This window comes from Ruminococcus sp., from assembly GCF_024691275.1.
Taxonomy (GTDB): Bacteria; Bacillota; Clostridia; order Oscillospirales; family Ruminococcaceae; genus Ruminococcus.
Genome location: NZ_JAILNU010000036.1, coordinates 1 through 10,820, shown reverse-complemented (window position 1 = coordinate 10,820; position 10,820 = coordinate 1). Strand labels below are relative to the sequence as shown.

The window sequence follows — 10,820 nt, the reverse complement described above, 5'->3', positions numbered from 1 at the left end:
TGCAATATCCATGACATCTTTGTACCGCTGTCATACGAACCGGCCGAAGCTGTACAGGTAGACTGGGGTGAAGCAACTATCATCCTCAATGGCTGCAAACAAAAAATACAGATATGGTGTATGCGTGAATGCTACAGCGGAGATATATTTGTAACAGCCTTCTATCGGCAGAATGAAGAAAGCTTTCTTGAAGGAATAGTAAAAGGACTTGAATACTTTGGTGGCACTCCGCAGAAGATCATCTTTGACAATGCTCGTGTCGCTGTAAAGGAAGGCTTCGGACGTCATGCAAAAGCGACAGATAAGTATCTTGCGCTTTCAGCTCATTATTCGTTCAGACCAATGTTCTGTAATCCTGCACAGGGGCATGAAAAAGGTCTTGTAGAAGGTCTGGTCGGACTTGTCAGAAGGAACTTCTTCGTACCTGTGCCGAATATTTCAACCGTTGAGGACCTTAATAAAAAACTACTTGAATATTGCAGTATGTACAGGAGCCATAAGATATCCGGCAAAAGCATGACAGTCGGAGAAATGGCTGAAAATTGCAAAGGCCACTGGATACCTTTGCCACCGCACCGCTTTGATACTTCAAACACAATTCAGGTCAAGGCTGATGATTTCTCACTTGTTAGATTCGATCATAACAAATACTCAGTGCCGTATCAGTACAGCTCAAAAACAATAACAGTCAAAGGCAGCGGAAATAAAGTAGTGATGCTGTTATGCGGTAAAACCATTGCTCAATACGACAGAGATTACCGTCATAATCAGACTCATTATCGTCTTGAACATTACATAGGACTAATTGAAAAGCGTCCGAGAAGTGTTTACAATGCTGCACCGATAAAGGAAACCGTTCCTAAAGAGCTTTATGAGTTCTTGATGAAACAGGATAGTCCAAGGGAAATAGTCAAGGCATTGAGACTGTATCTCGATACCGGTGATGAATTATTGAAACACCTGTCTTATGCTGATTCATATGATACGCTGTACGCTTGTGTTATCGGTAATACAGTAAATAATGCGCCGATAGAAACATCGGTAAAGATAATACTGCCAGATCTTAAACGATACGATTCGCTGCTGAAAGGCGGTGATGCAGTATGAACAGCGTACAGAAAGAAACGATCAAGCTATATGCAAAGCAGCTCAGAGTGCCTACTTTCAATAACTATGATAAGGTAATCCGCCATCTTTCAGCTGATGACGGTTATGAGCAGTTCCTGATAGAACTGATGAAACAGGAACTTGCAGAGCGCTCGGTAACAGGTCAGAAACGCAGGATAAAAGCTGCGAAATTCCCGTCAATGAAAACACTTGACGAGTTTGATATGACAAGGCTTGAAAATGTCAGCGAAAGTACTGTACGTCAGCTCGCTTCCTGCGATTTCATAAAGCAGCGTCAGAATATCGTTATGATAGGTAATCCGGGGAGCGGAAAGACACATATGTCAATTGCTCTGGGCATGAATGCCTGCGAAGCGGGATACCGTGTAAAGTTCTACACAGCCGTCAACCTCGCAGCCGAACTTGCAGAAGCCGTCCAGATGAACAGGCTATCCAAGCTTGAAAAGAGCCTTAGCAAAATAGATCTGCTGATAATCGATGAGCTCAGTTACCTGACTTTCAACAGATACCAGTCGGAAATGCTTTTCCAGATCATATCCGAGCGTTCCGAAAGAGCCAGTGTTATTATCACTACAAATCTCGAATTTTCGGAATGGACACAGCTTTTTGAAAATGAAATGATGCTTGCAGCACTCATAGACAGAGTCACTTTCAGATCCTTCGTTCTGAACATGAACTGCAACTCGTCCTACCGTATCGACTCGACCATGAATAATGATTAGTGGCTCATTATTTTTTTATCAAAACTGGCTCACTTTTTTATTAGCGCTGTGGCTCAGTTTTTTATTGACAAAGGCATTAATATTAATGCCTGAATATTCGTGCGTTAAGGTATTTCTCTGAGACATTTGAAATAAGCCGTGGAATAAAAGTTAGATATTTTTTGTTTTTTTGTCCGATTGATCTGAAAAGCTTCGAGAGTATTTTATGAAAGCGATCGCTGCATTAATATTGCCAATAAAACCAATACGAAGGGAACTAAACATGAAGAAGAAAATTTTATCCGTAATTTCAGCTGTAGCAGCAGTTACTGCTATACTTCCTGGAATGAATCTCAGCACTTTAAATACAAAGCCGGAGATGACTGCAAGTGCTTCACCTATATATAATGTAAGTGAGGCAGATTACGGCTGGCGAAATCTTATGGGAAAGTTATATTATTTCGACAAGTCAGGAATTATGATAACTGATGCCTGGATCGCATTTGACAATGCATGGTATTATTTTAATCCGGATGGTACAATGGCTGCAAATCAGTGGGTAACTGATAACGGCGACAAGTATTATCTTGGTGATGATGGAAAAATGGTAACGAATCAGTTTGTGGATTACTATGGTACCGAATATTTTATCAACAATGTTGGTTGTGCTGTAAAGAATGACTGGGCATATGTACCGAGTATGAACACATGGTGCTACTTCAATGTCAATGGAAAAATTGCAATCTCCCCTGATAAATTTGCTAATCCAAACGGTACTGTGACAACTGTTGGCAATCATACTATCACTCAGACAAAGACAGTCGGCGACAAGAACTTCAAACTGATAATTGATCTCAAAACATGGAAGCAGAATGCATATATTTCACAGTTTGAGACATTGGCTGATCTTTTCTGGAACTGCTATCCGGCAATGTATAGTCGTTTTGCAAGTGATATTCCTGACCAGGACGTTGATGTAAAGCTTTTGCTTATACAGTCAAATGATTATGCATATACTGACGGACATACTGTATACATAAATGAAGGTGCCCTTGTAGATCACAGAGAAGACTATGATTTCTTTACACATGAGCTTGCACATTCTCTTCAGAACAGACTTAAAGTAGGTAAGCAGTATTACTGGACTTGGGCTAAATGGGAAGGCTGGAACGGCAATTATCTTGAAGATGATGAGTACATCGAGAATTTCGCTAACTACTGCCGTTATGTATATGCATACAAGGACGGCTTATATAATGATGGCAGCGGATGGGAACCACGAAAGATGCAGCCTAATGGAGAAGCTACACATAATTCTTTCCGTTTCCTTCTCTGGCTCGACTATATGGATAGAAACAATGATATCACACTGAAATTCTTCAATGCCTGCATAAGCAAAAGTTATCCTAAAAATGATTGGAGCAGAGCATGGGAAGATATATTCAAGGGTACAGTATTCAATGGCAGAACCATTGACAACGTATGGCAGGAATATCTCACTTCCAGTTTTTCCAATGCTGATGCTGTTCGTAGAGAAGGTCAGGAAAAATCCGATCTTATTACTCAGACCAATGTCCGCAACGTTATTAAGAATAAGTAAGAACTTCATAGATCAAGACAGACCTCTACGCTTATTTCATAATTCACACAAAGGCAGGGCTCCGTATATGACGGAGCTTTGTCTTTATGTAAAGATAAAAATGTTTTTTTGTCCGATTATTGTTTTACTGTGCGATAGTATTATATAGAAAGCGATCGCTGCACAAAACAATAAAGACTATTTACTATAAAGGAAAAATCATCATGAAAAAGAAAATTATATCATTTGTATCGGCTCTGGCAGCTGTAGCGGCTGTTCTTCCTGGCATGAATATCACTGATCTTAATACAATTTCTGACATTACCGCAAATGCTGCTGATATCTATGTAAACAATTATTCTGATATGGGTTGGTATACTATCGGTGATGACTGGTATTATTACGACAAAAACGGAAACCTTGTAAGAGATTACTGGATACAGTATGAAGGTGACTGGTACTATCTGAAGCCCGACGGAAAAATGGCTGCTGATGAGTGGCTCACAATAGACGGTAAAGATTATTATTTGCAGTCTAACGGAATTATGCTCGCAAATACATTTATAGAGCATAACGGAGGAAAATGCTACCTTGACAGTGAAGGTGCTATGGTCAGAGATCAGTGGGTGGCTGACAGTAATGGCGATTATCATTACATCGACAAGGACGGATTCGATGTGATCGCTCCGGAACTTTTCAGAACAGTTGGCGTTAAAACTACGATAGAGGAGCAGAAGATCATACAGAAAAAAACTGTAGGCGATATAGACTATACGCTTATCTTTGATCTCAATAACTGGGATAAGGGAGCTAAGCCTGAACAGATCATCAGGATCTGTGATCTTTTCTGGTACAGCTATCCGACCATGCGAGCTCGTTTCGTAAAGGATGAATCAGAGAACAAGGTTACGATCACCATTGAATATAGTAGTACTATAAACTCTGCTGCATTATGCGGAGCAAACCATATCACTCTTAATAACAGCCATTTCACTGAGTATCAGACGGATTACGACGCAGTAACACATGAGCTCGGACATACGCTCCAGAACAGACTCATTAAGCAGGATGATACACATTTCCTGTGGGATAGCTGGGATAAATCAACTCTTGAGAATCCTGATTACGTTGAGGTGTTTGCAGATTACTGCCGATATATGTACGCATACAATGACGGATACTATAACGACGATCACTGGACACCTTATAAGGAGCAGAAGAATAATCCGAACACTCATAATTCCATAAGATTCCTTATCTGGCTCGATTATAAATATTCGGACGAAAATTGTGACATTATCTACAACTTCTCAGAGGTTTGCAGAAACAGCACATATTCACCGTATCAGTGGAGACAGGCATGGAAGGAGATATTCAGGGGTTCAAAGCTTGAAAACAGGGACATTGACGATGTTTGGAGCGAGTATTTTTATAGAGATACACGTTTTTCCAACGGAGACGCAAAAGCACCTGCAATAGGGGAGAAATCGCCGCTCATTAATGAGTTTGATATACGCGGCAGACTTAAAGAATTACACGGAGAATTCTTATCTTAACACGCTAAAAACTTTTTCATTTCATAAAGGCAGGGCTCTGCATTATTGCAGAGCTCTGCTTTTCTCATTATCATGTATTTTGGGAGCTTGACGGAAAAATGAAAAACGGGAGTAAGTTATTGTCAGCTTGTCAAAAAGGTCGGTTTTAACTGATAACGGGATCTTAAAGAGACTGAGTTTTTTGAGAGACTGGCAGAAATTAGCTTATTGGAGTGTTGCTATTCTTAGAATTATATGTTATAATAGTAAAGCTTTTAAAACTTATCGTATGGAGATAAAATATGAAAAAGAACAAACCACTGAATCATATACACAACCGCAACCCTTTCCGCTGGATAAGTATGGGCTTTCTGGTTCTTGTCCTAAGCGGAGCGCTTCTGCTCATGCTGCCGATAGCTTCTCGGGAGCGAACTGTGACACCATTCAAGGATACACTTTTCACAGCCGTATCGGCTTCATGTGTAACGGGGCTTGTTGTCCGTGATACAGCCACGCACTGGTCTCTTTTCGGGCAGGCGGTTATACTTATGCTTATACAGATAGGCGGTATGGGAGTAATCACTATCGGACTTATGATAACGAGATTATCCGGCAAAAAAATAGGACTGTGGTTCCGCGGTATGATGCAGGACTCGATATCAGCTCCTCAGGTGGGCGGAATATTGCACCTCACGAAATTCATACTCAAAATGACAGCTGCTATTGAGCTTACGGGAGCGGCTCTGCTGTATCCTGTGTTCTGTCATGAATTTGGTGCAGTAAAGGGAATATGGTACTCTGTGTTCCATTCGGTCTCAGCGTTCTGCAATGCAGGCTTTGATCTTATGGGAGTCCGTGAGCCATTCTCCTCTATGACAGGCTTCGGCGGGAATATCTATGTGAATATAGTGCTTATGCTGCTTATCATTACAGGCGGTATCGGCTTCCTGACATGGGACGACCTTGTTCAGCACGGACTGCGTTTCAAGAAATACCGCTTACAGACAAAGATCGTTCTTGTTACATCGGGCATACTTATAATCCTGCCTGCTGTATTCTTCTTCTTTGCTGAATATTCGGGCGAACCCGCGAAGGAGCGCATACTCCATTCACTGTTCCAGTCCGTTACGGCGAGAACAGCAGGCTTCAATACGGCAGATCTGTCGAAAATGAGCGAATCAGGGGCAATGCTCATGACTGTGCTCATGCTCATTGGCGGCTGTTCAGGCTCTACAGCAGGAGGCATGAAGACATCTACCATTGCGGTGCTGTTCCTCTCTGCATTCAGCGTATTCCGACGCAGAAACGATGTGGAATGCTTTGACAGGCGTATCCCCGCTGACACGATCCGTACAGCAGGTGCGATACTTTTCATGTATATAACGCTTTTCCTCTCGACAGGTATAACCATCAGCATGATAGATTCTTTCCCGTTGGTGAGCTGCTTGTTTGAGACAGGATCGGCACTTGGTACCGCAGGTGTTACACTTGGCATAACTACGCTGTTATCGCCTGCATCGCACATCATACTCATGCTGCTGATGTTTGCTGGAAGAGTAGGCGGTCTGACTCTGATATATGCAGCAGTTGCTTCTAATACAGAGGCATCGAGACTTCCGCAGGAAAAGATCACGGTAGGTTAATATCACTTAAAAGGAGATAAAAATATGAAATCAGTTTTAATAGTAGGTGCAGGACAGTTCGGTGTACACATTGCAAGACGTATGGCAGAACTCCGCTGCGAGATAATGGCAGTTGACAGCGAGGAGGAGCGTATAAATTCGATACTCCCCTTAGTCACGAATGCTCAGATAGGGGATAGCACAAACGCGGATTTTATGCGTTCTCTCGGAATCCCTGATTATGATGTATGTATCGTTACAATAAGCGATAGCTTTCAGGACTCGCTGGAAACAACAGCTCTTCTGAAAGAGCTTGGAGCTCGCAAGGTCATTGCGCGTGCTCAGAATGACGTACAGGAGAAGTTCCTTCTGCGTAACGGTGCTGACGAGACAGTTTACCCTGAAAAGCAAACAGCTATCCGTCTTGCAACAAAAGAGGCTTCTGATGATATACTTGATGTTTTCCAGCTTGACCACGACATTAATATATATGAAGTCCGTGTGCCGAGAGGATGGAGCAACAAAACTATCGCGGAGCTTGATGTGCGCAAGAAGCATCACCTTAACATTATTGCGATACGCAGCTCTGACCAGCTTATAATCCCGATGCCTGATATGGTGCTTTCCGCAGATGATGCACTTCTGCTTCTCGGAAACATGAAGGATATACAGAAAGCGTTCTGATGAAAAAATATAACATAAATGGGCAGCCCGCTGTAGGGCTGCCCATTGTTTATTATACGTAAAAATGCAGGATCAATAATCCTTCGGAGTTTTGCATACGGAGCAAACCTTATCAAAAACACCTTTGAATTCTCCGCCACAGTATCTGCATCTGCCTTTTTCAATATTTACAGGCTCCTGTGACTTGGTGTATGCAGGAAATGCCCAGTAGTGTTTTTGCAGATCGTTATAGATCACGGTCAAAAGCTTGGGGCAGTTGTAGAAGGTCGCAGAGCTTTTCTCGTATTTATAGGGATTGCTTCCTCTGTACAAGTCAGTATCGCCTGTGAAGGTGACCTTTTCAAGCTCGGTGCAGTCGGCAAATGCAAGGGGATAGATCGCTTTTACATTCTTTGGAATGGTAAGCTCGCTAAGACTTGAGCAGCCTCTGAACGCCTGATTTCCGATGAATCTTACAGATTCGGGGAGATCAATGCTTTTCAGGGCACTGCAATTTCTGAATGCATTCATTCCTATTCTTATAATACCTTCTGAGGGAGCATTTTCTGAATACATACATTCAAATTTCACCTCTTCAAGACCTGTACATTCAGCAAAAGCGTAATCCTCTATGGTTTTCACTTCAGTAGGGATAGATATCGACTTCAGGCTCCTACAGCCTTCAAATATCCTCCATTGAAGCAGTTCGATCTTAGGTGGAATATTGACGGATACAAGGTTGGTGCAGCCTGTAAGCGCTCCTGCCTCGATATTTTTGATACTGTTCGGGAATTTAATGGATTTTAGACCTGTACAGCCGTTAAAAACATCTCTGTCTATGATCTCAACGCCGTCTGAAATATGGATAGATTTCAGATTCTTGCATCCTGAGAACGCTCCTGCGCTTATATATTCGACAGTTTCGGGGATATATACTGACTCGATGTTATTCATTCCCTGAAAAGCTATTTCTCCGATAATGGAAACACCGTCAGGTATCCGTATATCTTTATTTGTGTAGCAGTTATAGCGTATCAGCATACCTCTCTCCACGACAAAGCTGTTATCGAAGCTGTCGGAAGAACGATTGCTGCCCGTATTATGAGGAGATGTTTCTATAAAGCTTGCAATAGCCTTTTCAACGATAAAGGCTTTGCCGCAGAACGGACATACGGAAGCGTCCTGTTTTTCGTCAACGGCAAGAAAACCGCCGCACTTATAGCATTTGCCCTGTACATACATTATGCCCCACCTTCTTTCGGTTTTGTGACTTTCCCTGAACTTGGTTTACATAATTATAGCGCATTATTGTTAATAAGTCAACAAATATTTTGTTAATTTGCAACAAATTCGAGAATAAGTCTGACAAATGGTGTTTCCCCTGCATTAATGGAACTTTGATTTCGTCCATGCACTTATTATGCATCAGAGCAATATTATGAAAAAAGACTATTGCATTGCACACGGTTTGCTCAGCGATCAGTCGGAAAGGAAACAGATGCATGATAACTAATGTAGTTACAGGGATACTAATCCCTTTTGTTGGTACGGCAGCAGGTTCAGCCTGTGTGTTTTTTACGAAGCATGAACCTGGAAAGGCGATAAAACGGGCATTGCTGGGATTTGCAGGCGGAGTGATGGTGGCAGCATCAGTATGGAGCCTCATCATACCAGCTATAGAGCGGTCGGGCAAAATGGGCATAATGTCATTTTTTCCTGCTGTTGCAGGGTTCTGGTTTGGAATATCGTTTCTAATGATGATCGGTCATATTATACCGCATCTGCGGGTACGTACTGAAAGCTCAGAGAAAAAAACGGGCAGGCTTTCGGGGACTGCAATGATGGTACTTGCAGTTACGCTTCACAATATACCTGAAGGAATGGCGGTCGGAGCAGTATACGCAGGTTATCTCACAGGTTCTGCTGAGATAACAGCAGGCGCAGCTTTTGCTCTTGCGCTTGGTATAGCGATACAGAATTTTCCTGAAGGAGCTATCATTTCAATGCCTCTCCACGCCGAGAACAAGAGTAGATCCAGAGCCTTTGGCGACGGTGTGCTTTCGGGCATAGTTGAACCGTTAGCGGCAGTTGCCACTGTTTTTCTTGCGGGCTTTATTATCCCTGCAATGCCGTATATGCTTAGCTTTGCGGCAGGAGCGATGATATATGTGGTCGTTGAGGAGATCATTCCCGAACTGCATGAGAGCGAGCATTCTGATCTGGGGATAATCATGTTTTCAGCAGGATTTACTATCATGATGGCAATGGACGTTGCACTGGGATAGAAACATATTTAATATATTTTTTTGTACTCCCCGAAGCAGTTCCGGCAGCTATTACAGGTATATCTTATTGTGTGAATTTTTCAAGCAGATCATATATCCCATCTTCCGAGAGAACGCCTCGTCTGAGCTCTTTCGGGAGCAGTCCTGCCTCGTCAGCAGCAAAATCTCTTTTCCACGAATCGCTGCTGTAATAGTCTGATAATTGTCTGAGATGTTCGGAAGAGCCGGTTTCAGCCAGATGCATGATATTCTCATAGTAAGTTATACGTTTTACTTGCTCCCTGACTGATTCAGGAGTTGTCGGAAGGAGCTTCTCGAATCTGAACATTTCAAATAATTCTCTGTCTTTATCGTTAGGATCACAGTGATGAGTATTGTAAAACTCAACAATATGGAAGCCGCAACGGTTCACATAGAAATGGATATTCCGTTTTTCAAAATACGGCGTGACTGTTTCCCAGACAGTGACCTCGGGGTGCATAGCTTCGATCTTACACCATGTTTCATAGCCTATACCCTTGCTGTGTACAGTGGGAGACACAAACAGCAGCTCCAGTTCGCCGCAGTCGTATGCTGTTTTTATTACAGCGCCGCCTACGGGCTTGCCGTCATGCATTATGCGGTATGCCGTGCCTTCATCAATTGCACGGGAAATAGTGTCACGGGAGATTATCTCACCGTCATCTTCAAAGTGATCGTCACGCCGCCCGAACTCTTCCAAAGCGCCGTAATTGAAGGCTTCCTGATTATCCTTGATGAACTGTTCGCGATCCGAAAGTTCAAGAGGGAGAAGCTCAACTTCTGTCATGATCTTATCGTTTTTATTATTCTCTTCATGTGTCATAGTAAAACACCTCTGTTTGTGATTTACAGGTATTATAGCAGATACGATAATAGTTGTCAATAGAGTAGAAGCTTTAATGAAAAGGAGCCATCTTGAGCAGAGTACTCATACAGAAACTTTACATGAAATAATCGAGGAGAACCTTTCCTCAGAAAGGTTCTCCTCACAGCCTGTCGAAAAAGTCCAGCGAAAGCTGGTCTTTTTCGCATTTATGTGGTATAATATAGGAGAAGGGAGCTGAGTAGAATGCTGAGCGAAAACAGAGCGGAACGAAATCAAATGGAAATGTTTTGTATCGACAGTTTTGTACCAGAGGATCATCTGCTGCGAAAGATTGATGAAGCCTTGGATTTCGGAAGAATCTATGAGATTGTCGGAGATTTGTATTGTCATAACAATGGCAGACCGAGTGTGGATCCGGTCGTGCTGTTCAAGATCGTTTTCATTCAGCATTTGTACGGCA

At 42.5% G+C, this 10,820-nt stretch carries 9 protein-coding genes and 1 pseudogene; 8 read left to right on the top strand and 2 right to left on the bottom strand.

What is annotated here, in order from left to right:
- The 6 genes from K6G33_RS04525 to K6G33_RS04500 form a co-directional block, all read left to right on the top strand.
- Positions 1–1,107 (top strand): IS21 family transposase (locus tag K6G33_RS04525; RefSeq protein WP_296776740.1); only part of this gene is annotated, 1,107 nt, incomplete at its 5' end.
- Positions 1,104–1,850, top strand: a complete 747-nt coding sequence (gene istB, locus K6G33_RS04520; protein ID WP_072948211.1) for an IS21-like element helper ATPase IstB — start codon at positions 1,104–1,106, stop codon at positions 1,848–1,850. The genes K6G33_RS04525 and istB, both read left to right, overlap by 4 nt.
- A 262-nt stretch (positions 1,851–2,112) precedes the next feature.
- Positions 2,113–3,429 (top strand): hypothetical protein, encoded by a 1,317-nt coding sequence (locus K6G33_RS04515; protein WP_296776736.1) that lies wholly within the window; start codon positions 2,113–2,115, stop codon positions 3,427–3,429.
- Positions 3,430–3,632: 203 nt separating this feature from the next.
- Positions 3,633–4,964, top strand: coding sequence for a hypothetical protein (locus tag K6G33_RS04510; RefSeq protein ID WP_296776734.1), 1,332 nt, complete (start codon positions 3,633–3,635; stop codon positions 4,962–4,964).
- Between the two features lie 281 nt (positions 4,965–5,245).
- A complete protein-coding gene (locus K6G33_RS04505) occupies positions 5,246–6,586 on the top strand; it encodes a TrkH family potassium uptake protein (RefSeq protein ID WP_296776730.1) in 1,341 nt (446 codons plus the stop codon).
- Positions 6,587–6,610: 24 nt separating this feature from the next.
- Positions 6,611–7,249 (top strand): TrkA family potassium uptake protein, encoded by a 639-nt coding sequence (locus K6G33_RS04500; protein ID WP_296776727.1) that lies wholly within the window; start codon positions 6,611–6,613, stop codon positions 7,247–7,249.
- A 72-nt stretch (positions 7,250–7,321) separates the two neighbouring features.
- Here K6G33_RS04500 and K6G33_RS04495 read toward each other — a convergent pair whose 3' ends face one another.
- Positions 7,322–8,470, bottom strand: a complete 1,149-nt coding sequence (locus K6G33_RS04495) for a leucine-rich repeat domain-containing protein (protein WP_296776725.1) — start codon at positions 8,468–8,470, stop codon at positions 7,322–7,324.
- A 260-nt stretch (positions 8,471–8,730) separates the two neighbouring features.
- Between K6G33_RS04495 and K6G33_RS04490 the strand changes: the two genes are divergently transcribed.
- Positions 8,731–9,513 carry a ZIP family metal transporter gene (locus tag K6G33_RS04490; RefSeq protein ID WP_296776722.1) on the top strand — a complete coding sequence of 261 codons (783 nt, stop codon included), beginning with the start codon at positions 8,731–8,733 and terminating at the stop codon, positions 9,511–9,513.
- Between the two features lie 64 nt (positions 9,514–9,577).
- On the opposite strand, the gene K6G33_RS04485 is transcribed toward K6G33_RS04490, so the two are convergent.
- A complete protein-coding gene (locus tag K6G33_RS04485; protein ID WP_296776720.1) occupies positions 9,578–10,357 on the bottom strand; it encodes a GNAT family N-acetyltransferase in 780 nt (259 codons plus the stop codon).
- 246 nt (positions 10,358–10,603) lie between these two features.
- On the opposite strand from K6G33_RS04485, the pseudogene K6G33_RS04480 reads away from it, so the two are divergent.
- Positions 10,604–10,820: pseudogene (locus tag K6G33_RS04480) on the top strand (IS5/IS1182 family transposase); the annotation flags it as partial.

What these genes read in the sequence shown, in the direction of transcription:
- istB (WP_072948211.1), top strand. Translation starts at nt 1,104, where the DNA reads ATGAACAGCGTACAGAAAGAAACGATCAAGCTATATGCAAAGCAGCTC.
- K6G33_RS04510 (WP_296776734.1), top strand. Translation starts at nt 3,633, where the DNA reads ATGAAAAAGAAAATTATATCATTTGTATCGGCTCTGGCAGCTGTAGCG.
- K6G33_RS04515 (WP_296776736.1), top strand. Translation starts at nt 2,113, where the DNA reads ATGAAGAAGAAAATTTTATCCGTAATTTCAGCTGTAGCAGCAGTTACT.
- K6G33_RS04490 (WP_296776722.1), top strand. Translation starts at nt 8,731, where the DNA reads ATGATAACTAATGTAGTTACAGGGATACTAATCCCTTTTGTTGGTACG.
- K6G33_RS04500 (WP_296776727.1), top strand. Translation starts at nt 6,611, where the DNA reads ATGAAATCAGTTTTAATAGTAGGTGCAGGACAGTTCGGTGTACACATT.
- K6G33_RS04485 (WP_296776720.1), bottom strand. Translation starts at nt 10,357, where the DNA reads ATGACACATGAAGAGAATAATAAAAACGATAAGATCATGACAGAAGTT.
- K6G33_RS04495 (WP_296776725.1), bottom strand. Translation starts at nt 8,470, where the DNA reads ATGTATGTACAGGGCAAATGCTATAAGTGCGGCGGTTTTCTTGCCGTT.
- K6G33_RS04505 (WP_296776730.1), top strand. Translation starts at nt 5,246, where the DNA reads ATGAAAAAGAACAAACCACTGAATCATATACACAACCGCAACCCTTTC.